The sequence below is a fragment of the Morganella sp. BCCO 40_0007 genome, from assembly GCF_032989665.1.
Classification (GTDB): domain Bacteria; phylum Pseudomonadota; class Gammaproteobacteria; order Enterobacterales; family Enterobacteriaceae; genus Morganella; species Morganella sibonii.
The window spans coordinates 1-23,357 of record NZ_JAVBIN010000010.1 but is presented as its reverse complement, the minus strand read 5'-3'; the positions used below and the strand labels follow the sequence as shown (position 1 = coordinate 23,357).

20 protein-coding genes and 2 tRNA genes are annotated in these 23,357 nt (G+C 50.6%); 6 read left to right on the top strand and 16 right to left on the bottom strand.

Going from position 1 to position 23,357, the window contains the following annotated elements; genetic code table 11:
* Positions 1 to 27: 27 nt before the first annotated feature.
* The 3 genes from wecA to trxA form a co-directional block, all read right to left on the bottom strand.
* Positions 28 to 1,104, bottom strand: a complete 1,077-nt coding sequence (gene wecA / locus R5268_RS12920) for a UDP-N-acetylglucosamine--undecaprenyl-phosphate N-acetylglucosaminephosphotransferase (protein WP_107680510.1) — start codon at positions 1,102 to 1,104, stop codon at positions 28 to 30.
* 197 nt (positions 1,105 to 1,301) lie between these two features.
* Positions 1,302 to 2,561: a transcription termination factor Rho gene (rho, locus tag R5268_RS12915; protein ID WP_046894210.1), complete on the bottom strand. Its 1,260-nt coding sequence runs from the start codon at positions 2,559 to 2,561 to the stop codon at positions 1,302 to 1,304.
* 473 nt (positions 2,562 to 3,034) lie between these two features.
* Positions 3,035 to 3,361, bottom strand: coding sequence for a thioredoxin TrxA (gene trxA / locus R5268_RS12910; RefSeq protein WP_046894209.1), 327 nt, complete (start codon positions 3,359 to 3,361; stop codon positions 3,035 to 3,037).
* Positions 3,362 to 3,480: 119 nt separating this feature from the next.
* Here trxA and rhlB point away from each other — a divergent pair, with 119 nt between their 5' ends.
* Both rhlB and gppA read left to right on the top strand, forming a co-directional pair.
* Positions 3,481 to 4,776 (top strand): ATP-dependent RNA helicase RhlB, encoded by a 1,296-nt coding sequence (rhlB, locus tag R5268_RS12905; RefSeq protein ID WP_107680509.1) that lies wholly within the window; start codon positions 3,481 to 3,483, stop codon positions 4,774 to 4,776.
* 8 nt (positions 4,777 to 4,784) lie between these two features.
* Positions 4,785 to 6,293 carry a guanosine-5'-triphosphate,3'-diphosphate diphosphatase gene (gppA, locus tag R5268_RS12900; protein WP_317419597.1) on the top strand — a complete coding sequence of 503 codons (1,509 nt, stop codon included), beginning with the start codon at positions 4,785 to 4,787 and terminating at the stop codon, positions 6,291 to 6,293.
* 17 nt (positions 6,294 to 6,310) lie between these two features.
* Here gppA and R5268_RS12895 read toward each other — a convergent pair whose 3' ends face one another.
* Together R5268_RS12895 and rep are read right to left on the bottom strand one after the other, a co-directional pair.
* Positions 6,311 to 6,532 carry a DUF6500 family protein gene (locus tag R5268_RS12895; protein WP_182106164.1) on the bottom strand — a complete coding sequence of 74 codons (222 nt, stop codon included), beginning with the start codon at positions 6,530 to 6,532 and terminating at the stop codon, positions 6,311 to 6,313.
* The gene (rep, locus tag R5268_RS12890; RefSeq protein ID WP_046894205.1) at positions 6,529 to 8,559 is read right to left on the bottom strand and encodes a DNA helicase Rep; all 2,031 of its coding nucleotides are present in this window, start codon (positions 8,557 to 8,559) and stop codon (positions 6,529 to 6,531) included. The genes R5268_RS12895 and rep overlap by 4 nt, the downstream gene beginning before the upstream one ends.
* A 387-nt stretch (positions 8,560 to 8,946) precedes the next feature.
* Between rep and R5268_RS12885 the strand changes: the two genes are divergently transcribed.
* Entirely contained in the window at positions 8,947 to 9,468 is a 522-nt protein-coding gene (locus tag R5268_RS12885) for a hypothetical protein (RefSeq protein ID WP_218454756.1), read from the top strand.
* A 409-nt stretch (positions 9,469 to 9,877) separates the two neighbouring features.
* On the opposite strand, the gene R5268_RS12880 is transcribed toward R5268_RS12885, so the two are convergent.
* Positions 9,878 to 10,357: an Hcp family type VI secretion system effector gene (locus R5268_RS12880; RefSeq protein ID WP_107680504.1), complete on the bottom strand. Its 480-nt coding sequence runs from the start codon at positions 10,355 to 10,357 to the stop codon at positions 9,878 to 9,880.
* 159 nt (positions 10,358 to 10,516) lie between these two features.
* Positions 10,517 to 11,992: a ketol-acid reductoisomerase gene (gene ilvC, locus R5268_RS12875; RefSeq protein ID WP_317419599.1), complete on the bottom strand. Its 1,476-nt coding sequence runs from the start codon at positions 11,990 to 11,992 to the stop codon at positions 10,517 to 10,519.
* 254 nt (positions 11,993 to 12,246) lie between these two features.
* Here ilvC and ilvY point away from each other — a divergent pair, with 254 nt between their 5' ends.
* Positions 12,247 to 13,143 carry an HTH-type transcriptional activator IlvY gene (gene ilvY, locus R5268_RS12870; RefSeq protein ID WP_054424112.1) on the top strand — a complete coding sequence of 299 codons (897 nt, stop codon included), beginning with the start codon at positions 12,247 to 12,249 and terminating at the stop codon, positions 13,141 to 13,143.
* Here the strand turns inward: ilvY and ilvA are convergent.
* From ilvA to ilvL, 6 genes are all read right to left on the bottom strand, one after another.
* Complete coding sequence (gene ilvA / locus R5268_RS12865; RefSeq protein ID WP_317419600.1) at positions 13,120 to 14,688, bottom strand: threonine ammonia-lyase, biosynthetic; 1,569 nt, start codon at positions 14,686 to 14,688, stop codon at positions 13,120 to 13,122. The genes ilvY and ilvA overlap by 24 nt on opposite strands.
* 2 nt (positions 14,689 to 14,690) lie before the next feature.
* Positions 14,691 to 16,541: a dihydroxy-acid dehydratase gene (gene ilvD, locus R5268_RS12860; protein WP_107680501.1), complete on the bottom strand. Its 1,851-nt coding sequence runs from the start codon at positions 16,539 to 16,541 to the stop codon at positions 14,691 to 14,693.
* Positions 16,542 to 16,604: 63 nt separating this feature from the next.
* Entirely contained in the window at positions 16,605 to 17,531 is a 927-nt protein-coding gene (gene ilvE, locus R5268_RS12855) for a branched-chain-amino-acid transaminase (protein ID WP_046894200.1), read from the bottom strand.
* Positions 17,532 to 17,543: 12 nt separating this feature from the next.
* Positions 17,544 to 17,822 carry an acetolactate synthase 2 small subunit gene (gene ilvM, locus R5268_RS12850; RefSeq protein ID WP_004234381.1) on the bottom strand — a complete coding sequence of 93 codons (279 nt, stop codon included), beginning with the start codon at positions 17,820 to 17,822 and terminating at the stop codon, positions 17,544 to 17,546.
* Positions 17,819 to 19,465: an acetolactate synthase 2 catalytic subunit gene (ilvG, locus tag R5268_RS12845; RefSeq protein WP_317419601.1), complete on the bottom strand. Its 1,647-nt coding sequence runs from the start codon at positions 19,463 to 19,465 to the stop codon at positions 17,819 to 17,821. Before ilvG ends, ilvM begins: the two co-directional genes overlap by 4 nt.
* A gap of 109 nt (positions 19,466 to 19,574) precedes the next feature.
* Positions 19,575 to 19,673, bottom strand: a complete 99-nt coding sequence (ilvL, locus tag R5268_RS12840; protein ID WP_079549161.1) for an ilv operon leader peptide — start codon at positions 19,671 to 19,673, stop codon at positions 19,575 to 19,577.
* A 487-nt stretch (positions 19,674 to 20,160) separates the two neighbouring features.
* Between ilvL and R5268_RS12835 the strand changes: the two genes are divergently transcribed.
* The gene (locus tag R5268_RS12835; protein ID WP_317419603.1) at positions 20,161 to 21,693 is read left to right on the top strand and encodes a YifB family Mg chelatase-like AAA ATPase; all 1,533 of its coding nucleotides are present in this window, start codon (positions 20,161 to 20,163) and stop codon (positions 21,691 to 21,693) included.
* A 50-nt stretch (positions 21,694 to 21,743) separates the two neighbouring features.
* On the opposite strand, the gene R5268_RS12830 is transcribed toward R5268_RS12835, so the two are convergent.
* Entirely contained in the window at positions 21,744 to 22,082 is a 339-nt protein-coding gene (locus R5268_RS12830; protein ID WP_004234373.1) for a DUF413 domain-containing protein, read from the bottom strand.
* 118 nt (positions 22,083 to 22,200) lie between these two features.
* Here R5268_RS12830 and hdfR point away from each other — a divergent pair, with 118 nt between their 5' ends.
* Positions 22,201 to 23,013 (top strand): HTH-type transcriptional regulator HdfR, encoded by an 813-nt coding sequence (gene hdfR / locus R5268_RS12825; RefSeq protein ID WP_317419602.1) that lies wholly within the window; start codon positions 22,201 to 22,203, stop codon positions 23,011 to 23,013.
* A 185-nt stretch (positions 23,014 to 23,198) separates the two neighbouring features.
* Here hdfR and R5268_RS12820 read toward each other — a convergent pair.
* Positions 23,199 to 23,274: transfer RNA gene (locus R5268_RS12820), tRNA-Trp, on the bottom strand.
* 6 nt (positions 23,275 to 23,280) lie between these two features.
* Positions 23,281 to 23,357: transfer RNA gene (locus tag R5268_RS12815), tRNA-Asp, on the bottom strand.

Here is a 23,357-nt window from a genome sequence, read left to right as displayed (position 1 = left end):
TCAACATGTGCCTCTGTGGTTAAAAATTTAGTGAGTGACCGACTTACGACGCACGCGGCGTCTGTGGCGTTTGATAAAACGGGCCACTTTCCAGGCGCGTTTTATGCAGTAGCCGTACATAATAAAAGCAAGCAGGAACAGAACCAGCATCACCCATTCAGGGACGAAACTGAGGACCTGTCCGGTAATACCGATAGCTGCCAATACGGCTGCAGCAAGGGTTATCACCACAAAGGATTCACGGGACGTAAACCCGGAACGCATAATCAGGTGATGAATATGCTGGCGATCCGGTGAGAACGGACTCATTCCTTTGCGCAGACGGCGGTACATAATGGCCACCATATCCATCAGCGGGATAGCGATAATCCACAGTGCCGTCACCGCATTGATCGCATGCGGTTCCCCGCCCTGTGACGCCGATGTCAGCAGCCAGATAATGGTGAATCCGATCAATGTACTGCCCGCATCCCCCATAAACACTTTAAAGCGGCGGCCGAACAGCCCCAGGTTAAAGCAGATATACGGCAGAATGGCGGCGATAAACGTAAAGCACCAGAATGCCAGACCACTGTTGCCGCTCAGGGCAAACAGAATACCCAGCGCGCCGAAAGAGACGCAGGAAAGCCCGCCGAGCAGCCCGTCGATACCATCCACCATATTGAACGCATTCACCGCGCCCCATACCGCGAACAGAGTCAGTACATAGCTGAACGGCCCGAGTGTCAGTTCCCACGGCCCGAATGCATAACCCAGGCTGTCGAGTTTCAGGTTGGCGAATACCATCATAATGATGGCGACCACCGCCTGAACACCGGCACGCAGTTTCACACTGAGATCAAACCGGTCATCAAGCGCACCGACCAGCACCAGTGCACCGGCACACCCGAGATAAATAAATTTATGCGCAATAAACTCATCACTGATGAGAAAAGCAAAACAGACGCTGATAAAAATAGAAATTCCGCCGACTAACGGAACCAGCCCCTGATGCTTTTTGCGGAAATTGGGTTTATCCACCAAACCGACAGCGACGCCGGCCTTACGGGCAACAAAGACCGTAGCGGTGGCGAACACAAATATGATTAGGAGTTCAGTTAACATAGTGAGATTCACAGCAACCCTTTCAGATATTTTTATTATCCCTGCCGGCGGATATCACCGTGCAGAACCTGCCATAACCAGGCAAATAATACATGCAAGAAACATACCATGCCCTGTAATACGGGGGTTTCATGCATGACCGGTAAAAAAAAACGCCACAATATATGCGGCGTCAGTCATAAAGTGTCGTCAAACAGCTACGAGCGTTTCATGAAGTCGAAGAACTCTTCGTTGGTCTTCGTCATCGCGAGTTTGTTAATCAGGAACTCCATCGCGTCAATCTCACCCATCGGATGGATAATTTTGCGCAGGATCCACATTTTCTGCAGTTCGTCCTGAGTAGTCAGCAGCTCTTCTTTACGTGTACCGGAACGGTTGTAATCAATCGCCGGGAAGACACGTTTTTCTGCAATCTTACGGGACAGGTGTAATTCCATGTTACCTGTACCTTTAAACTCTTCGTAGATTACTTCATCCATCTTCGACCCGGTATCAACCAGTGCCGTTGCGATGATAGTCAGGCTTCCGCCCTCTTCCACGTTACGTGCGGCACCGAAGAAACGCTTAGGACGATGCAGGGCGTTGGCGTCCACACCACCGGTCAGTACTTTACCGGAGGACGGTACGACGGTGTTGTAGGCACGGGCCAGACGGGTAATAGAGTCGAGCAGAATGATGACATCTTTTTTATGCTCAACCAGACGTTTGGCTTTTTCGATAACCATTTCCGCAACCTGGACGTGACGCGCAGCCGGTTCATCAAAGGTGGATGCGATAACTTCACCTTTAACCAGACGCTGCATCTCGGTCACTTCTTCCGGACGTTCGTCGATCAGCAGAACCATCAGCACACAGTCAGGATAGTTATGTGCGATATTGGCTGCGATATTCTGCAGCAGCATGGTTTTACCGGCTTTCGGCGGTGCCACAATCAGACCACGCTGACCACGGCCGATAGGTGCGGCGAGATCAAGAACACGGGCGGTTAAATCTTCTGTTGAACCATTACCGCGCTCCATACGCAGACGACGGTTTGCGTGCAGCGGAGTTAAGTTTTCAAACAGGATTTTACTGCGGGCGTTTTCAGGTTTGTCGAAGTTGACTTCGTTAACTTTCAGCAGGGCAAAATAACGTTCGCCTTCTTTCGGCGGCCGGATTTTACCTGAAATGGTATCACCGGTACGAAGGTTAAAGCGGCGGATTTGGCTGGGAGAAACGTAGATATCATCAGGACCTGCGAGGTATGAACTGTCACCGGAGCGGAGGAAACCGAAGCCGTCCTGCAATATTTCCAGCACACCGTCACCGAAAATATCCTCGCCGCTCTTCGCGTGCTGCTTAAGGATAGAGAAGATGATGTCCTGTTTTCTCATGCGGGCCAGGTTTTCCAGCCCCATATTTTCGCCAAGAGTAATCAGCTCTGATACCGGCGTATTCTTTAATTCGGTAAGATTCATAATGGTGGGTTCTTTGACTCGGGGTGTATCTCGAATTATGAACGTGAATAATACGGTAACGTTATCGTTACCAGGTTAATTTTTTACAAAACCGATTTTCACTGTTAATACGAATATTTTTGCATTTCCAGGTAATCGTCTGCAAGGCTGACTGTGAACACCCGGCACAGGGCAAGATGTGATGCACATCCTATTTGGGAGAACAAATTGGGTGACATTCCCGCAAATTAGATTTATCTCCGAGGGATAACCGGACACAGGGACCGGGCTATCGGATACCTTGATGTATCCGGAGATAACAGACTTTCAGACACTACAGAGTTGTCAGTATGCTATGCTGTCAGAAGAAGTTCGGGCGATACCTGATCAGCTGGCGCTAACTTATCATGCTTCAGAGAAGACGTCCAGCGGGTGAACAAGGATTAATTCACGTTCCCGCAGGACATCTTAGCGATACAGACTGAAACCGGCTATCAGATATTGTTATCAATAAACGTTTTCAGCTGGGTTTTGGATACCGCGCCAACCTGCGTTGCCTTCACCGCACCGTCTTTAAACAGCAGCAATGTCGGGATACCGCGGATGCCGTATTGTGGCGCAGTCTGCGGGTTATCATCAATGTTCAGTTTTGCGATGGTGATTTTACCTGCATATTCATCGGCGATTTCGTCTAGAATAGGGGCAATCATTTTACACGGGCCACACCAGGCTGCCCAAAAATCAACGAGCACAGGGCCGTTTGCTTTTAAGACGCTTTGTTCGAAAACGGAATCAGTCAGGTGAATAATTTTATCGCTCATTGTTCCACTCCAAAATTTGTACGATACCCGGTTAGTCTAACATTAATTAATGATAGGATTTACCTATTTCAGCGGATAGACTTCCGTAACGCAACATTAAACTGATATTCTACCTAAATATGAGCAAAACACATTTAACAGACAAGAAGTTTTCTGACTTCGCCTTGCATACTAAAGTGGTAGAAGCACTTGATTCTAAGGGCTTTTATAACTGCACGCCTATTCAGGCGCTGACACTTCCCCTGACGATCAACGGCCGGGATGTTGCAGGACAGGCACAAACAGGAACAGGGAAGACGCTGGCATTTCTGACGTCAACGTTTCATCATCTACTCACTCATCCGGCACCGGAAGGCCGTAAAATCAATCAGCCGCGTGCGCTGATTATGGCACCGACCCGCGAACTCGCGGTACAGATCCACTCAGATGCCGAACCTCTGTCACAATTTACCGGGCTGAAAACCGGCCTGGCTTACGGCGGTGACGGCTACGACAAACAAATCAAAGTGCTGGATGAAGGCGTCGATGTGATTATCGGCACCACAGGGCGCTTAATCGACTTCGCCAAACAGGGTCGTCTTGACCTGAGCGCCATTCAGGTTGTGGTTCTCGATGAAGCAGACCGTATGTACGATCTCGGCTTTATCAAAGATATCCGCTGGCTGTTCCGTCATATGCCGCCATGTGCCGAGCGTATGAATCTGCTGTTCTCCGCAACACTCTCTTACCGTGTCCGCGAGCTGGCGTTTGAGCAGATGAACAACCCGGAATACATTGAAATTGAACCGGAGCAGCGTACCGGTCACCGGATCAAAGAAGAGTTATTCTATCCGTCCAATGAAGAAAAAATGCGCCTGCTCCAGACACTGCTGGAAGAAGAGTGGCCGGATCGCTGCATTATTTTCGCCAATACCAAGCACCGCTGTGAAGATATCTGGGCACACCTGGCCGCTGACGGTCACCGTGTCGGCCTGCTGACCGGCGATGTGGCGCAGAAAAAACGCCTGCGTATTCTTGAAGATTTCACTCACGGTAATCTGGATATTCTGGTGGCAACGGATGTTGCGGCCCGTGGTCTGCATATCCCGTCCGTAACGCACGTCTTTAACTATGATCTGCCGGATGACTGTGAAGATTACGTTCACCGTATCGGCCGTACCGGACGTGCCGGGGAAAGTGGTCACTCCATCAGCCTGGCCTGTGAAGAGTACGCACTGAACCTGCCTGCAATCGAGGAATATACCGGACATCCGATTCCGGTCAGTAAATACAACAGCGATGCACTGCTGACTGAGCTGCCGGTGCCGAAGCGCCGCCGTCGTCCGCCGCGCACCGGAGGTGGTCAGAACCGCCGCAATATGCCGCGCCGCAACAGCAACGGGCCGCGTCATAACAATAACCGAACCAAACGCTGAAGGCTGACATGCTGAGATCGTCCTCGCTTTATGCTGCCATCGATCTGGGTTCCAACAGCTTTCATATGCTGGTGGTACGGGAGATCGCGGGCAGTATTCAGGTACTGTCGCGGGTAAAACGCAAAGTGCGTCTCGCGGCCGGGCTGGATAAAGATAATATCCTGTCACCGGCAGCAATGGCCCGCGGCTGGCAGTGCCTGCGCCTGTTTTCAGAACATCTGCAGGATATCCCGGATTCCCAGATCCGCGTGGTGGCAACCGCGACCCTGCGTCTGGCCAGGAATGCCGGTGAATTTCTGGAAACAGCTGCGGAGATCCTCGGCCATCCGGTCACGGTTATCCGCGGCGAGGAAGAAGCCCGCCTGATTTATCAGGGCGTCGCTCATACCACCGGCGGGTCAGACAAACGTCTGGTGGTTGATATCGGCGGCGGCAGTACCGAACTGGTGACCGGCAGCGGCACCAAAACCACGGAACTGTTCAGTCTGGAGATGGGTTGTGTCACCTGGCTGGAACGCTATTTTACCGATCGTTCCCTGACCACAGAAAATTTCGCCGGTGCCGAACAGGCTGCCCGCGATATTATCGCACCGGTTGCTCCTGCCCTTCTGGCGCAGGGCTGGCAGGTGTGTGTCGGGGCATCCGGCACCGTCCAGGCACTCCAGGAAATCATGATTGCTCAGGGCATGGATGAACAAATAACCCTGCCGAAACTGCAACAGCTGAAACGCAAAGCGATTGAGTGCGGCAAACTTGAAGAACTGGAGATTGAAGGACTGACGCTGGAACGGGCACTTGTGTTTCCGAGCGGGCTGGCCATTCTTATCGCGATTTTCGATACACTCGGCATTGATGGCATGACCCTCGCCGGGGGAGCACTGCGTGAAGGGCTGGTCTACGGTATGCTGGAATTGCCGGTAGAGCAGGACATCCGCACCCGGACACTGAAAAATATTCAGAAACGCTTTCAGATCGATGCGGATCAGGGAAAACGGGTCCGCCAGTTAGCGGATCATTTTTTTCAGCAGGTGGCAACCGCCTGGCAACTGGATATCCGCTGTCGTGAACTGCTCAGCAGCGCCGCGCTGATCCATGAAATCGGACTGAGTGTTGATTTCCGCAAAGGTCCGGAGCATGCCGGTTACCTCGTCAGCAATCTGGATTTACCCGGTTTCACACCGGCACAGCGCCGGTTGTTATCGGTGCTGCTGCGCAATCAGAGTGGCCCGCTAGATATCCATTCTCTCAATCAGCAAAATGCGCTGACACCACGTGAAGCCGGTTGTCTGTGTCGTCTGCTGCGTCTGGCGATTATTTTTGCCAGCCGCCGCCGCGATGACACCCTGCCGTCGCTGCGTATCCGGGCATCTGCCGAAGGGCTGATTGTCACACTGCCGGTCGGCTGGCAGCAATCGCATCCGCTGCGCGCAGAAGCATTACAGCAGGAAATTCAGTGGCAGAGTTATGTGCAGTGGTCACTGATGCTGGAAGAACAGAAGCCATCTACCCTCGGCTGACAGATAATAAGCCCTGATTATCCGTTTCCGGACATTATCAGAGCTTTAATTTTATGAGCCTTTTCAAAGTGATCCAACTTACGGGTCATAATCCACCACGTAGCGGCTTCCATCAGTAATTCCGGATCATCATTTTTATTGGCAAAGAATGCGTAAAACGATAAACCTGTATTTTCACCTTTTTTCAGTATCTTATCATCACATACCGCGATCATTTTTGCTCTGAGTGATTCCCTCATCCGTTTTCTTCCTTTTTCTTTGCCAGCATCGCCTTCAGCCCGGCCACACCGCGCAACCCGGTCTGTTGTTTCTCCTCGGCGGTTTTCACCACTTTTTTGCCGTCGTCCCAGTGCAGATCATCCTGCGGCAGTTCATAGAGAAACCGGCTCGGTTCCGGGCGGATCAGTTCACCGTACTGGCGGCGCTCACGGCACAGGGTAAAAAAGAGCGATTTCTGCGCGCGGGTAATCCCCACATAAGCCAGACGGCGCTCTTCATCCACATTATCCTCATCGATACTGGACTGATGCGGCAAAATCCCCTCTTCCATGCCCACCAGGAAAACATACGGAAATTCCAGCCCCTTTGAGGCATGCAGCGTCATCAGCTGCACCTGATCCAGCTCTTCCGCTTCCTCGCCGCGTTCCATCATGTCACGCAGGGTAAAGCGGGTGACAACCTGTGCCAGCGTCATCGGCTCATTAAGGTCATCACCTTCCAGCATTTCCGCCATCCAGCTGAACAGCTGATCGACGTTTTTCATCCGCATCTCAGCGGCTTTCGGGCTGGCAGACGTTTCAAACAGCCAGCTCTGATAATCCAGGCCGTGTAATAAATCACGCACTGCAATCAGCGGTTCGCGCTCAACCAATTTTTCCACATCGGCCAGCCAGCCGGTAAAATTCGTCAGTGCTGCCAGTCCCTGACCGGAAAGCGTCTGCCCCAGGCCGAGATCAAAACTGGCCTGATACAAACTTTTGTCCCGCGTATTGGCCCACTCACCCAACTTCTGGATAGTGGCCGGTCCTATTCCACGGCGCGGCGTATTCACGATGCGCAGAAAAGCACTGTCATCTTCCGGGTTGGTCAGCACCCGCAGATACGCCAGCAGATCCTTGATTTCCGGACGGGAGAAGAAAGACGTTCCGCCGGAAATCCGGTACGGGATCCGGTTTTGCATCAGCATTTTTTCAAAGATCCGCGACTGATGGTTACCGCGGTATAAGATCGCGTAATCTTTATAATCGGTCTTATTGATAAAGTGATGGGCGATCAGCTCCCCGACCACCCGCTCCGCTTCATGATCTTCATTATTTGCCGTGATCACCTTCATCGGATCACCATAACCGAGGTTTGAGAAAAGCTGTTTTTCAAACACATGCGGGTTATTGGCGATCAGGATATTCGCCGCATTCAGAATACAGCCGGAAGAACGGTAATTCTGCTCCAGCTTGATCACCCGCAGTTCCGGAAAATCTTTACTCAGCTGCACCAGGTTTTTCGGTTGTGCGCCGCGCCATGAATAAATTGACTGATCATCATCACCCACGACAGTAAAATTCGCACGTTTGCCGACCAGCAGTTTCACCAGCTGATACTGGCTGGTGTTAGTATCCTGATACTCATCCACCAGCAGATAACGGATACGCTGCTGCCAGCGTTCGCACACCTGCTCATCACGGGCGAACAACAGCGTCGGTTTAGTAATAAGATCGTCGAAATCAAGCACATTGCAACTGCTCAGATGCAGCTCATAACGGCGGTAACACTCGGCAAATGTATGTTCGCGCTCTGATCGCGCCAGCCCTTTTGCCTGTTCCGGCGTCAGCAGGGCGTTTTTCCAGTTGGAGATCTGACTGATCAGTTGTTTCAGCAAATCTTTGTCTTCTTCCAGATGATCAAACGTCAGCTCTTTAAGCAACGCGAGCTGATCCTGATCGTCGAACAGGGAGAAATTACTTTTCATCCCCAGCGCTTTGTATTCCCGCTTGATGATTTCCAGCCCCAGCGTATGGAATGTCGAGATCATCAGCCCTTTGGTCTCTTTACGGCCCAGCGTCTGAGCCACACGCTCTTTCATTTCCCGCGCGGCTTTATTGGTAAAAGTCACCGCCGCAATCTGCCGCGGCTGATAGCCGGTATTGCGGATAAGATGGGCAATTTTATTGGTGATCACACGGGTTTTGCCGGAGCCGGCGCCCGCAAGTACGAGGCAGGGGCCCCGAACATACTCAACCGCCTGCTGCTGACCGGGATTTAATTTCATACGTGCAGTTAACTCGACTCAACACTGGAACAGGAGGGAATTGTAGCAGAAAGGAGGGACAGCCGTATAATCTGCCCTGCCAACAAATTCCCGTCACCTTAAATTAGATAAAATAGTATTTATATTCAATTAATTATCACTCATTTGGTGTATATCCATGTCATCCGTATATCAGTAACATGATAAAAACAAATACCTTTCGGAAAAACACAGATGGCATCACGACTTGATATTGAAAAATCCAGATTAATATATACACAGGAAATTGGCTGGATAGATCGCAATCATGCATCAGGCGGGGATGCGCGCAACCTGTGGGCGCAACTGCTCACAGAGAATACCACACCCTATTACAAAGATTATTTTCTGGTCAGTTACGATCAGTTTATGGGAAAATTTTTCATTAAAATGGGCGTTACTTCCTGCTGGCTGGTGAAAAAAGGACTCAGAGAAGAAGATAAAAAATCAATTGCCCTTTCAATGATGTTTTATATCTCCACGTTATTTGAAACTCATCAGGGGCGATTTTTATTTTCCGGCCTGTCAGGCAGTGACAGCGGGTTCAGCGGAGAGGATCTTATTTCCAACCTTCTTGGTTTTTATTCAGTGATTGAGCCCCGTGATTACTGGTCACTGATAAAACCGGTTTCCACTGAAACTGCACTGCGTATCTGGGATCATTATGGTCCTGTCGGTAAATATAAAAACAGAGAACTGCGCCCCTGGATTTTCCCGGATCCACAGGAATCCCCCAACGCGGTACCTTTCAAAAAAAACCTGCCTCATTATATGAATACCATTCAGCCCTTTAATTCCTATGAAGGTGATATTGTCATTAAACTAAATGTTACCGATAGCTGGTTCGGTGATTGGGGCTTCAGAAAATGGAATCCATTTGCAAATAAATGATAACTAAATTATTCTCATTAATTATATTCATTCTATTTTTACTTTTTTTATATTGTTTTTTGTCGCCAACTCAATACTTCCCGGTAAAAAATTACATAAAGTCATTACTTTTGACCTCCGATTTTATTCGTAATGCTCCTGATAAGGAGCTGGCAACTTATTATTATCACTTTTGGGGTGACCGGGGTCAGGAATCATATTCTTCTGTTTATTATTGTCAGGATGTTAACACATTTACCGAATTAAAAATAAAGCTTCATCAGTACGCAAATTCCCGCAGGACATTAATTCCCATAAGTGAAATAACATACAAGAATAAATATAATGAAAATTTATTTATTTCTATTTATGAAGCAAAAAAAGATCACGAGGATTGCCTGTTGTTATCTGAATACGAATACCGCTATGATTAAAACGGGTGCTGCCCGCTGATACTGTAACCGGACGTTCCGGCAGAGCAGTGCCGCCAGGTGATACTCTCATAGCTAAGTGTAATACTTTCATGCGGCTGAGCATCATTATGGGTCAGTGCATTCGGATAATGTGATGAGATATTGACAATCGCAGCTTTTGTCAATTTTACCGTATAATACTTCTCCTGAACGCCGGAGATACCTGTCCGGTAAAAAACCAATTCACACGTCAGAATTTCATTTTCAGTAATACTGACCCCCAGTAATGGTGATGATTTATCAATAGGTTTGCTTATAATGACCGGATGATGAATTGTATTTTTCTCACGAAATATATCATGACTGAATGAGTAAACAAAAATCTGGTCTTCATGTCCACTCTGGTACTTATTCCCTATTGATTCCGGTGATGAACATCCTTTTGAAATCAAACCTTGTTTATTACCTTCCAGCCGTAAGTAAATTCTGTTTGCCATAGCATTCCTTTGCTTATAAATCCGGATAATTATTACCGGTAAAGACCTGTGACTAAAAACGAGTGTAGCGGTATTTTTGGCGGTGACAATAACCCTGTTTGGTGAAATTAAAAAAAACGGCACCCGAAGGTGCCGTGGGATAATATCATTATTCTGTTATCAGCCGCCGACTGCGATACGTTTCATATCAGTCATATAACCACGCAGGGTTTTACCCACGGTTTCAATCGGATGCTGACGGATAGCTTCATTGATATCACGCAGTTGTGCGTTATCCGTGCCGTGGTCTGTGCCGGATTTGCCCAGGTCACCCGGTTGCAGTGATGCCATAAAATCTTTCAGTAACGGCACGGCCGCAAACGAGAACAGGTAGTTACCGTATTCCGCAGTATCCGAGATAACCACGTTCATTTCATACAGACGCTTACGGGCAATCGTGTTGGCGATCAGCGGCAGCTCATGCAGTGATTCATAATAGGCCGATTCCGCAATGATCCCCGCATCAATCATGGTTTCAAAGGCCAGCTCAACACCGGCTTTCACCATTGCCACCATGACAACACCGTGGTCAAAGTATTCCTGCTCACTGATTTTCTGCTCAGAATCCGGGTAATTTTCAAACGCTGTTTTGCCGGTTTCTTCGCGCCATGTCAGCAGGTTTTTGTCATCATTCGCCCAGTCAGCCATCATCGTTGAGGAGAAATGACCGGAAATGATGTCATCCATATGTTTTTCAAACAGGGTTTTCATCTGTACTTTCAGAGTCTCAGACAGCTGATAAGCACGGACTTTTGCCGGATTGGACAATCTGTCCATCATCAGCGTGATACCACCCTGTTTCAGTGCTTCGGTAATGGTTTCCCAGCCGTACTGGATCAGTTTACCTGCATACGCCGGGTCTGCACCGTCAGCAACCATTTTGTCATAACAGAGCAGTGAACCGGCCTGCAGCATACCGCAGAGGATAGTCTGCTCGCCCATCAGGTCAGATTTAACTTCCGCAACAAAAGATGATTCCAGAACACCGGCACGATGGCCGCCGGTCGCCGCAGCCCAGGCTTTGGCAATCGCCAGGCCTTCGCCTTTGGCATCATTTTCCGGATGAACTGCAATCAGTGTCGGAACACCAAAACCGCGTTTGTACTCTTCACGTACTTCTGTTCCCGGACATTTCGGTGCCACCATCACAACCGTGATATCAGGGCGGATAGTTTCGCCGACTTCGACAATATTGAAGCCATGTGAGTAACCCAGTGCCGCACCGGATTTCATCAGTGGCTGAACGGCCTGAACCACTGCGGAGTGCTGTTTGTCCGGTGTCAGATTAACCACCAGGTCAGCCTGCGGGATCAGGTCTTCATACGTACCGACGGTGAAACCGTTTTCGGTGGCACGGCGCCATGACGTACGTTTCTCATCAATCGCTTCCTGACGCAGTGCATAAGCGATATCCAGACCGGAATCGCGCATGTTCAGCCCCTGGTTCAGCCCCTGCGCACCACAGCCGATAATCACCACTTTTTTGCCTTTGAGATACCCTGCCTCGTCCGCAAATTCTTCGCGCGCCATAAACCGGCATTTGCCTAACTGCGCCAGCTGCTGGCGCAAATTCAGTGTATTAAAATAATTCGCCATGGTGACTCCGTGTATTGTGTTTGCTCAGATTGCTGTCTTTGCAGCACTGATTTCGTTATTTGGCGGTGTGATATACCCAACGTCATTCAACGTGCAGCCAACGAACCTGCGGTTTGAATGAATAAGGGTATAAACACCCTTTATTTATAATGACTATATGTCATGATTTTCATTGCTTAAATTGATATATTCACAAGATAGTGATGCAATTTATGCAACGTACTGACTAAAACATAATCCCCTGAGAGGTTGTGATGGATATCCGGGAACTCAGACTGTTTTTACATCTCGCGGAGAGCTGCCATTTCGGCAAAACCGCGGCTGCCATGTATATCAGCCCGTCGACACTTTCACGGCAGATCCAGCGGCTTGAGGAATCTCTCGGGCACCCGTTGTTTCTGCGGGATAACCGCACTGTTCAGCTGACAGCCGCCGGTGAACAGCTGAAAAAATTTGCACAGGAAACGGTGCTGCAATACCAGCAGCTGCAACATGCCCTGAACCACCAGAGCCCGTCGCTGACCGGTGAATTACGTCTGTTCTGTTCTGTAACGGCCGCATACAGCCATCTGCCGCAGATTCTGGATCAGTTCCGTGCAGAGCATCCGCAGGTGGAAATCAAGCTGACCACCGGAGACGCGGCGGATGCAGTGGAAAAAGTGCAGTCACAGGAAGCCGACCTCGGTATTGCCGGTAAACCGGAAAAACTGCCGGATAATGTCCGTTTTCATCAGATAGGCGAAATCCCGCTGTCACTGATCGCTCCTGCGCTGCCGTGCCCGGTCAGACAGCAGGCAGTACAGCCGGAACCTGACTGGGAAAATATTCCGTTTATTATTCCGGAGCACGGCCCGTCGCGTAAACGGATTGATTTATGGTTTAAAACTCACCGGATTCAGGAGCCGCAGATTTATGCCACGGTTTCCGGCCATGAAGCGATTGTGTCCATGGTGGCGCTGGGCTGCGGCATCGCGCTGATCCCGAATGTGGTGGTGGAAAACAGTCCTGAGGCTATCCGCAGCCGTATTCTGCAACTGGATAATATTTCGATGGTCGCGCCGTTTGAGCTGGGCGTCTGCACACTGAACAAGCGGCTGCATGAGCCGCTGATCAGAGCATTCTGGCAGTTACTGCCGCGCCACCCCGGATAACTGCGGGGCAAGAAAACGAGCAAAGGCGGTATTGCCGGTTTCATCACGGAAGTCATAGCCGAGTGCATTCAGATGCTGCTCAAACTGCACATCCCCTTCCTGTATTTCAAACGCCGCCAGTACACGACCATAATCTGTACCGTGACTGCGGTAATGGAAAAGCGTGATATTCCAGTACGTGCCGAGTGTTTCCAGGAATTTCAGCAGTGCACCGGGAGCTTCCGGGAATTCAAAACTGAACAGCCGTTCCTGCAGCGGTGCAGACGGACGCCCGCCCACCATGTAGCGGACATGCAGTTTCGCCATTTCATCATCGGATAAATCTGTCGCACTGAAACCGGCTGCGGTAAGACCGTCCAGAATAGTTTTCCGTGCGCCCGGCCCTTCATCGGCACGGACACTGACAAACACCGATGCCTCATCGGAACCACTGTAACGGTAATTAAATTCCGTCACCACACGCGGACCGAGGGCCTGACAAAAGCGCAGGAAACTGCCTTTCTCTTCCGGAATCGTCACCGCAAACACACCTTCGCGCTGCTCACCCAGTTCACACCGTTCTGACACATAGCGGAGCACATGGAAATTCACATTGGCACCGGACAACACATGCGCCAGGTTTTCTCCCTGAATATTGTGCTGCTGAATGTATTTCTTCATTCCCGCCAGTGCCAGTGCCCCGGAAGGCTCCGCCACTGCCCGCACATCATCAAACAGATCTTTCATGGCTGCGCAGATGGCGTCACTGTCCACGGTGATGACATCATCCAGATACTGCTGACACAAACGGAAGGTCTCATCCCCAATCCGTTTGACTGCCACACCTTCGGCAAACAGCCCGACTTTCGCTAATTCGACCGGATGTCCGGCGTCCAGTGCGGCTTTCAGACAGGCCGCCTCTTCCGCCTCCACCCCGATCACTTTAATATCCGGCATCAGGTGTTTGATAAACACCGCCACCCCGGCGGCCAGCCCGCCGCCGCCGACCGGCACAAACACCCTGTCGAGACGGGCATTCTGTTGCAGCAGTTCAAGGGCAATCGTGGCCTGACCGGCGATCACCGAAGGATGATCGAACGGCGGGATAAATGTCATGCCGAGAGAGGTTGCCAGTTCAAGCGCATGCGCTTTAGCCTCATCAAAATTAGCACCGTGGAGAACCACTTCGCCGCCGAACCCGCGAACCGCATCCACTTTGATATCCGCAGTGGCCACCGGCATCACAATCAGGGCTTTCACCCCGGTTTTTCCGGCTGACAGCGCCACACCCTGGGCATGGTTTCCGGCTGATGCCGTCACCACGCCCCGTTGTTTTTGTTCTTCCGTCAGTTCCGCAATCATCGCGTACGCACCGCGCAACTTAAAACTGTGGACGGGTTGTCTGTCTTCCCGCTTGACGGAAATCGTATTGCCGAGCCGCGCGGACAGCTTCGGCATCAGTTGCAGCGGCGTGACCTGAGCGACATCATAAACAGAGGCGCTGAAGGCCGCTCTCACATACTCCGCCGCTGACGGCTGAGCAGATAATGGTTGTTTTGCGGTCATCCTTAACCTCCGAGTTTACTTTTATCCCGTACTGCACCTTTATCCGCACTGGTCGCCAGCAGCGCGTATGCACGCAGTGCAAAAGAAACCTGCCGCTCACGGTTCTGCGGTGACCAAGCTTTTTCACCCCGGGCTTCTTCCGCAGCCCGGCGGGCTGCCAGTGTCTGCTCATCCACGTTCAGGGAAATCTGCCGTGACGGAATATCAATCGCGATAGTATCACCGGTTTTAACCAGTCCGATCAGCCCGCCGTTGGCCGCTTCCGGCGAAACGTGGCCGATGGATAACCCGGATGTGCCGCCGGAGAACCGTCCGTCAGTGATCAGCGCACAGCTTTTTCCCAGCCCCATGGATTTCAGATAGGTTGTCGGATACAGCATTTCCTGCATCCCCGGCCCGCCTTTCGGCCCCTCGTAGCGGATCACCACCACATCGCCGGCCACAACCTCTCCGCCGAGAATCGCTTTTACCGCATCATCCTGACTTTCATAGACTTTTGCCGGACCGGTGAAGGTTAAGCTGCCCTCATCCACCCCGGCGGTTTTTACAATACAGCCATCTGCGGCAATATTGCCGGACAGTACCGCCAACCCGCCATCCTGACTGTAAGCATGCGTTTTACTGCGGATACAGCCGTTTTCACGATCATCATCCAGGGACGGCCAGCGGCAATCCTGGGAGAATGCTTTTGTTGTGCGGATACCGGCAGGCCCGGCAGAATACATCTGTTTTACCGCAGCATCTTTCGTCAGTGTAATATCATATGCCGCCAGCAATTCCGGCAGGGTCATCCCCAGCACATTGCTGACTTCCCGGTGCAGCAACCCGGCACGATCCAATTCACCCAGAATACCGATAACCCCGCCGGCGCGATGCACATCTTCCATGTGGTATTTCTGAGTGCTCGGCGCGACTTTGCATAAATGCGGCACCGCGCGGGAGAGACGATCAATATCCGCCATTGTGAAATCAACCTCCCCTTCCTGCGCTGCCGCCAGCAGATGCAGAACTGTGTTGGTTGAACCACCCATGGCGATATCCAGGATCATCGCATTCTCAAATGCGGCTTTGGTGGCGATATTACGCGGCAGAAAACGGATATCATCCTGTTCGTAATATTTTTTGGTGATTTCCACAATCCGGCGTCCGGCATTGAGGAACAGATTTTTACGATCGGCGTGCGTCGCCAGCAGAGAACCATTACCCGGCTGGGATAACCCCAGGGCTTCGGTCAGGCAGTTCATCGAGTTAGCGGTGAACATACCGGAACAGGAACCGCAGGTCGGGCAGGCGGAACGTTCGATTTGTTCACTGTCAGCATCGGAAACCTCGGGGTTCGCCCCCTGGATCATGGCATCCACCAGATCCAGTTTGATGATCTGATCAGATAATTTGGTTTTACCGGCTTCCATCGGGCCGCCGGACACAAAAATAACCGGGATATTCAGGCGCAGTGACGCCATCAGCATCCCCGGGGTGATTTTGTCGCAGTTGGAGATACACACCATGGCATCCGCACAGTGCGCATTGACCATGTATTCCACGGAGTCGGCGATAAGCTCGCGCGACGGCAGAGAATACAGCATCCCGCCGTGCCCCATCGCGATACCGTCATCCACGGCAATCGTATTGAATTCTTTGGCAACGCCACCGGCGGCCTCAATTTCCTCTGCCACCAGTTTACCCAGATCCCGCAGGTGAACATGACCCGGAACAAATTGTGTGAATGAGTTAACAACCGCGATAATCGGTTTGCCGAAATCGGCATCTGTCATTCCTGTCGCACGCCATAATGCGCGCGCACCCGCCATATTACGGCCATGTGTGGTTGTCGCCGAACGGTACTGAGGCATTGTAATCTCCCGTGTTTGCAAAAATCAGGCGGGGAACGACCCGCCTGTAAATCTGTTTCGTTATTATGGATTTACCGGATCTAACCAGCCCCACTTGTCTTCTGTTTTACCGGTGAACAACCCGAAGAATGCCTGCTGGATTTCTTTGGTGACAGGACCACAGCGGCCGATACCGACCTGAATGCCGTCAACACTGCGTACCGGTGTGACTTCCGCGGCGGTGCCGGTCATAAAGACTTCATCCGCCAGATAAAGTGATTCGCGGGATAGTGTCTGCTCACGGATTTCATAACCCAGCTCTTTTGCCAGCGTCAGAATCGCATCACGGGTAATGCCCGGCAGCGCGGAAGAGGTAAACGGCGGCGTGAAGATAATATTATTTTTCACTTCAAACAGGTTTTCACCTGCGCCCTCTGAGATATAACCGTGTACATCAAGCGCAATCCCTTCCTGATAGCCGTGACGGCGGGCTTCACTGCCGACCAGTAACGAAGACAGGTAGTTACCGCCGGCTTTGGCTGCGGTCGGGATGGTATTCGGCGCCACACGGTTCCAGGATGACACCATCGCATCAATCCCGGCATCCAGTGCTTCCTCACCCAGATAGGCTCCCCACGGGAATGCCGCGATGATGACATCGGTTTTATAGCCCTGCGGCGGGTTAACTCCCATGCCGACATCCCCGATAAAGACCAGCGGGCGGATATAACCACTTGTGAGGTTATTTTTACGCAGCGTCGCACGACAGGCTTCCATTAATTCATCAACGGAATACTCCATCGGCATACGATAGATTTTGGCGGAATCATGCAGGCGCTGCATATGTTCGCGATGACGGAAAACGACAGGGCCCTTATGAGACTCATAGCAGCGAATCCCTTCAAAAACAGAGGTTCCGTAGTGCATGGCATGACACATAACATGAACCTTTGCCTCTGCCCATGGAACCATCTCACCATTGAACCAAATAAAATCAGCTTTTTTTGTCATTGTAATTTTCCTTTATACTGCACAGCTAATATGTTGATAATTTTGTGTATTTTTTGTGAGGACTTCGACATCCGCCACATCCGCCAGCTTAACTAACTGTGTACAGAGCAGGGCCGGCGGCCGCAGGCTTGAAACTGTTAACTCAATATTTACATTATCACCTTCGGAACCTTTCGCCAGATCCATTTTCATAGCACAGACGTTAAATCCGCGGTGGCGCACAACCCGCAGAACCCGTTCCAGGATTTCCGGGCATGAACGTGCCTGAATTGCTAACTGATGCTGCATCATAATGAGCTCTCCATCATATGTTCGTTACCCGCACCCGGCGGTACTAATGGCCAGACGTTATCTTCTTCACGGATGGCGACATGTAATAAATACGGGCCCTGATGGTGTAACAGGGTCTCAATTGCGGACGGCAGTGCGGATTTCTCCGTCACCATCTGCCCGGGGATATCAAACGAGCGCGCCAGGGCAACAAAATCAGGATTGTCATCCAGCACCGTCTCGCTGTAACGCTTATCGAAAAACAGTTCCTGCCACTGGCGCACCATGCCGAGGCGCTGATTATCCAGCAGCAGGATTTTGACCGGCAGGCGCTTGCGTTTAACCGTGGTCAGCTCCTGCACATTCATCATGAAAGAGCCGTCACCGGAAACACACAGCACCGTCGCGTCAGGGCGGGCAATCTGTGCCCCGATGGCTGCCGGTAAACCGAATCCCATTGTTCCCAGGCCGCCGGATGTCAGGAAATTCTCCGGACCGTCAAACGTCATATGCTGCGCCGTCCACATCTGGTGCTGCCCGACATCCGTTGTCACCACACAATCCGCCGGTTTGGCCGCAGATACCTGAGATAACAGCAGTGGAGCAAAAATACTGTCACCGGTATGTGAATAATCCGGAGCATGTTCTGCTTTCAGAGCCCCGACATGGTGCTGCCAGGCGGCTAACGACAGAGGCTGAGACAGCAGCGGCAGAGCCTGTTTTGCATCACAGGCAAGCGATACATGTGTCTGTCGTAATTTATCCAGCTCGGCAGGGTCGATATCCACATGAATCACCTTTGCATGCGGGGCAAATGCATTCAGCTTCCCGGTCACCCGGTCATCAAAACGGGCACCGACCGCAATCAGCAGATCCGCTTCCTGCACCGCGAGATTTGCTGCTTTTGCCCCGTGCATACCGAGCATTCCGAGGTACTGAGGATAATCCGGAGATACCGCACCCAGCCCTTTCAGTGTGCTCACTGCCGGCATACCGGTTTCATTCAGAAATGCCCGCAGTTGCGCGACCGCACCTGACATACCGACACCACCACCGGCATACAGTACCGGCTTCCGGCTCTCCCGCATCAGTTGCCGTGCACGGGAGAGCGCCGTCTGTGACAGAGGCTCCGCATCATTCACCGGCAGAAAATACGGGGTAAATTCACCAATCTGTAATTGAATGTCTTTCGGGATATCAATGAGTACCGGCCCCGGACGCCCACCTGCGGCAATCGCAAAAGCCTCGGTAATAATTCGCGGCAAATCAGTAATTGATTCAACCAGGAAGCTGTGTTTTGTGCACGACAAAGACAGCCCCAGCACATCGATCTCCTGAAAGGCATCCGTACCAATCAGTGATGAACCTACTTGTCCGGTGATAGCAACAACCGGTACTGAATCAAGCAGTGCATCCGCCAGTCCGGTGATAAGGTTTGTCGCCCCCGGCCCTGATGTTGCGATACATACTCCCGTTTTCTGCCCTGCCCGTGCATAGCCGATTGCCGCCATAACCGCTCCCTGTTCATGACGGCAGAGCACGTGCTCCACACCACCGTCATACAGCGCGTCATAGACCGGCATGATCGCCCCGCCCGGGTAGCCGAACACAGTGTCAACGCCCTGTGTTCGTAGTGCCTGCACTAACCACTGTGCCCCGTTCATGTGTGACTCCTTAGTCGCCGTTTTCTTTTTCAGTGAAAAAACATAATGTTAAGGCTAAAAAAAACCCCGCGCCTTTCGGTGCGGGGTTCTCGTGAGATCCTGGCTCGTATCAGCCATTTTCGTATCCGAGTGCAGCCCCGCACGGTGGGATAATAATCACCACCACGCTCACGATAATTAGGCTGATAACCCGGACAATCTTATTCATGGATAAATTCTTCTGTCTGCCGTATTCAGTTGGTCTCTTTATTTTAGAGTTATCATGTTATCGAATTCCTGACAACGGCTATTTGTCTTTTTTTTAACAGCAAGAATAAAAATCCATATAATTCAGTCAACTGCCAGTCACGCCAATATATTTCACTGTCGCTTACCAATATACCGGAATCTTTTTCTGCCAAAATTACCGCTTCCGGAATAACGCAAAAAAAACCGGACATTCTCTGGTACAATTTACTTTTCCTCTGAAGATCATTTCCCGGGATCACGATAAAAAGCGTGGCATTTTTTATTCTGAAATCCGGAAATTAATTCCCTCTCTGTCATTTTTCCGGCACAACACGCAAAATTAATATCATTTTTTGCAACAGACATAAATTTCGTCGGTTCAGGTCGTAAAAAACAGAATTATGCAGCGAAATGACGCCAAAAGCCTGCATCATGATCATTCGTTTACACAACCGCAGGGTGACCTGATGTCATTTGCCATTGTTTATACCCGCGCCATGATCGGAACAGATGCGCCGCTGGTCACTGTCGAAGCTCATATCAGCGCCGGACTGCCCGGATTAACGCTGGTGGGATTACCGGAAACGGCAGTCAAAGAGTCCAGGGACAGAGTTCGCAGTGCCCTGATCAACGGCGGATTTGAATTTCCGGCAAAGCGCGTCACTATCAATCTGGCACCGGCAGATTTACCCAAGGAAGGCGGCCGCTATGATCTTCCTATCGCCGTTGCCATACTCTCGGCATCGGGACAAATCGATACAAAACTGACAGAAAATTATGAGTTTTCGGGGGAATTGGGCTTATCAGGAGAACTGCGGTTTTGCCGCGGAATATTACCGGCAGTGCTGGCCGCCCGCCAGTCAGGAAGACAGGCTGTAGTTTCAAAACAGCATGAGGCTGAATTATGTATTTTACCTTCCGGTTCGGCACTGATGGCAGATAATTTATTACAAATTGCAGCTTTTTTTCATCATCAGCAGATACTGGCAGAAAACGATCATCTGACAGAAAAAGCCGAAAATAACGGCACTGCAACTATTGATGATATTACCGGCCAGCAACACGCCAAACGGGTTCTGGAGATCAGTGCCGCCGGCGGACACAATTTACTCCTGCTCGGCCCGCCCGGCACAGGAAAAACAATGCTGGCCAGTCGGTTGGGAACATTACTCCCGCCGCTGACCGCGCAGGAGGCTCTTGACGTGGCGATAATACAGAGTCTGACCCAAACCTCATCAGAGCAAAACAAATGGCCTCAGCGCCCGTTCAGAGCACCACATCATACCGCATCTTCTGCTGCACTTACCGGCGGCGGCAGTATACCGAGGCCCGGCGAAATCTCACTGGCACATCACGGTATTCTGTTTCTTGATGAGTTACCCGAATTTTCCCGTAAAACCCTGGATTCCCTGCGTGAGCCGCTCGAATCGGGAGAAATAATCATTTCCAGAGCCAAAGCGAAAGTATGCTTTCCCGCACGGATACAACTCATTGCCGCCATGAATCCCAGTCCGACCGGGCATTATCAGGGGATACATAACCGCAGCGGTCCGCAGCAATTACTGCGTTATCTTTCCCGTATATCAGGGCCTTTTCTGGATCGGTTTGATTTATCCATTGAAGTCCCTATGCTGCCGCCGGGAACACTGAGCCGGACAGATAAAGATCCGCCGGTTCATGAACAGGTGAAAATGCGGGTACAATCCGCACGTGAGCAGCAGTACCGCCGCAACGGACAGGAAAAACTGAATGCAGCGTTATCAGGAAAAGAAACGGAAGAAGTCTGTGCGTTATCACCACAGGACGCCCGTTTTCTTGAAGATGCACTGACACAACTTAATCTGTCTGTCCGTGCATGGCACCGTATACTGCGTGTCAGCAGAACGATAGCCGATCTGCGGAATGACGAGGGGGCGGTATCACGAAACGATATACTGGAGGCACTCAGTTACCGTGTAATGGACAGATTTATCCATAAACTTCAGCAGGCGGTTTCCTGAAAAGCGAAAGGGGCACGAATGCCCCTTTTAACTTATTATTTCTGATGATATTAATCATCTGTGTCGGTATAGTCTTCCGACGGATCGATCTGAGGTTTACCACCGGACAGCGTGTGGAAGCGTTTTGGTTTACGAATGCGCTCCAGATACTTAATCCACACTTTTTCTTCTGCTGTTTCCGGCATACGCTCACCACGGCATACAGAAACAAACTGCTTTTCTTCATCCGTCTGGGGGGCGCGTTTACCCATATCCAGTTCGTTGAAAGCAAAACCATGGCGCTCAAGTAACTGAGCTTCTTTTATGGTGAAATGACCATGGCGTGAAAAACCACGAGGATAATGTTTATTATCAAAAAAACGATTAGTCGTGATAAAGCTTTCTGCCATCTGACACACTCCTAATTCTCTACTGACATACTCTTTATGGCGCGGAGTATTAGATAGCATTAGGATTCTGTAAAACAAAATATTTAAATCATAACGACAAATTTTTTTGGAGATACCAGTGGATACAGAGTTACTGAAAACCTTTCTGGAAGTCAGTAAAACCCGTCACTTCGGGCGTGCGGCTGAATCCTTATACCTGACACAATCAGCAGTAAGCTTCAGAATCAGACAGTTAGAGACGAATCTCGGGGCAAATCTTTTTACCCGACACCGCAATAATATCCGCCTGACAGCAGCCGGTGAGCGGTTAGTGCCTTACGCCGAAGCACTGATCAATACCTGGCAACAGGCAAAACAAGAAATTAATCAGGCCTCTGCGCACAATCCGCTGTCCATCGGGGCAACGGCATCATTGTGGGAATCCTGTCTGACGCCCTGGCTGGGACGGACATATCAGTTACACACAGACCTCCGGCTGGAAACCCGGATCGCATCCCGGCAATCCCTGGTAAAACAACTGCATGCACGCGAACTTGATTTACTTATCTCAACTGAACAACCCAAAATGGATGAACTGAAAAGTGAAATTATCGGCGAAATCACACTTCAGTTATTCAATATACAGCCGCTGACGACAGAGAATCCTCCGTCCCTAATCCGCCTGGAATGGAGTGCAGATTTTCAGCAGCATGATGAGGCTGTTTTTGCACGCTGCCAGTCACCGATCCTAAGCACATCGTCTGCTTTTCAGGCCAAACAATTACTGTCAGTCACATCATCGGTAGCGTATTTACCCGCACACTGGAAGAAAACATATCCTGAACTGACGCCAGTGAATAATGACCTGATTACAAAGCCTCTGTACGCTGTCTGGTTGCAAAACAGTGATCAGCAGGGACTTATCGGGCAGTTGATCGTAATACCGGTGTAACGCTGGTCATTGATGATTTAAAAAGACAGTAATGTGGTAATTATCAGACAACAGGAATACTTAAAAGGAAGGATATTTGGCAGGATTTAAGGTTTACAGGCAAAATTCAGATAATAAAAAACCCAGTTCATAACGAACCGGGCTATTAATAAATAAAGATCTTTAGTTATTACTTATCAAGTAAATGGCAGGGGCGGAGAGGCTCGAACTCCCAACACCCGGTTTTGGAGACCGGTGCTCTACCAATTGAACTACGCCCCTAAATGTTGGCGGAACGGACGGGACTCGAACCCGCGACCCCCTGCGTGACAGGCAGGTATTCTAACCAACTGAACTACCGCTCC

Bases quoted from the DNA above. Each gene is read 5' to 3' on its own strand.
- ilvM (WP_004234381.1), bottom strand. From the start codon at position 17,822: ATGATGCAGCATCAGTTAGCAATTCAGGCACGTTCATGCCCGGAAATC.
- gppA (WP_317419597.1), top strand. From the start codon at position 4,785: ATGCTGAGATCGTCCTCGCTTTATGCTGCCATCGATCTGGGTTCCAAC.
- ilvL (WP_079549161.1), bottom strand. From the start codon at position 19,673: ATGAATAAGATTGTCCGGGTTATCAGCCTAATTATCGTGAGCGTGGTG.
- ilvE (WP_046894200.1), bottom strand. From the start codon at position 17,531: ATGACAAAAAAAGCTGATTTTATTTGGTTCAATGGTGAGATGGTTCCA.
- R5268_RS12885 (WP_218454756.1), top strand. From the start codon at position 8,947: ATGGGAAAATTTTTCATTAAAATGGGCGTTACTTCCTGCTGGCTGGTG.
- wecA (WP_107680510.1), bottom strand. From the start codon at position 1,104: ATGTTAACTGAACTCCTAATCATATTTGTGTTCGCCACCGCTACGGTC.
- R5268_RS12880 (WP_107680504.1), bottom strand. From the start codon at position 10,357: ATGGCAAACAGAATTTACTTACGGCTGGAAGGTAATAAACAAGGTTTG.
- rho (WP_046894210.1), bottom strand. From the start codon at position 2,561: ATGAATCTTACCGAATTAAAGAATACGCCGGTATCAGAGCTGATTACT.
- R5268_RS12830 (WP_004234373.1), bottom strand. From the start codon at position 22,082: ATGGCAGAAAGCTTTATCACGACTAATCGTTTTTTTGATAATAAACAT.
- ilvA (WP_317419600.1), bottom strand. From the start codon at position 14,688: ATGACCGCAAAACAACCATTATCTGCTCAGCCGTCAGCGGCGGAGTAT.
- ilvY (WP_054424112.1), top strand. From the start codon at position 12,247: ATGGATATCCGGGAACTCAGACTGTTTTTACATCTCGCGGAGAGCTGC.
- trxA (WP_046894209.1), bottom strand. From the start codon at position 3,361: ATGAGCGATAAAATTATTCACCTGACTGATTCCGTTTTCGAACAAAGC.
- R5268_RS12835 (WP_317419603.1), top strand. From the start codon at position 20,161: ATGTCATTTGCCATTGTTTATACCCGCGCCATGATCGGAACAGATGCG.
- R5268_RS12895 (WP_182106164.1), bottom strand. From the start codon at position 6,532: ATGAGGGAATCACTCAGAGCAAAAATGATCGCGGTATGTGATGATAAG.
- ilvC (WP_317419599.1), bottom strand. From the start codon at position 11,992: ATGGCGAATTATTTTAATACACTGAATTTGCGCCAGCAGCTGGCGCAG.
- rep (WP_046894205.1), bottom strand. From the start codon at position 8,559: ATGAAATTAAATCCCGGTCAGCAGCAGGCGGTTGAGTATGTTCGGGGC.
- ilvD (WP_107680501.1), bottom strand. From the start codon at position 16,541: ATGCCTCAGTACCGTTCGGCGACAACCACACATGGCCGTAATATGGCG.
- ilvG (WP_317419601.1), bottom strand. From the start codon at position 19,465: ATGAACGGGGCACAGTGGTTAGTGCAGGCACTACGAACACAGGGCGTT.
- rhlB (WP_107680509.1), top strand. From the start codon at position 3,481: ATGAGCAAAACACATTTAACAGACAAGAAGTTTTCTGACTTCGCCTTG.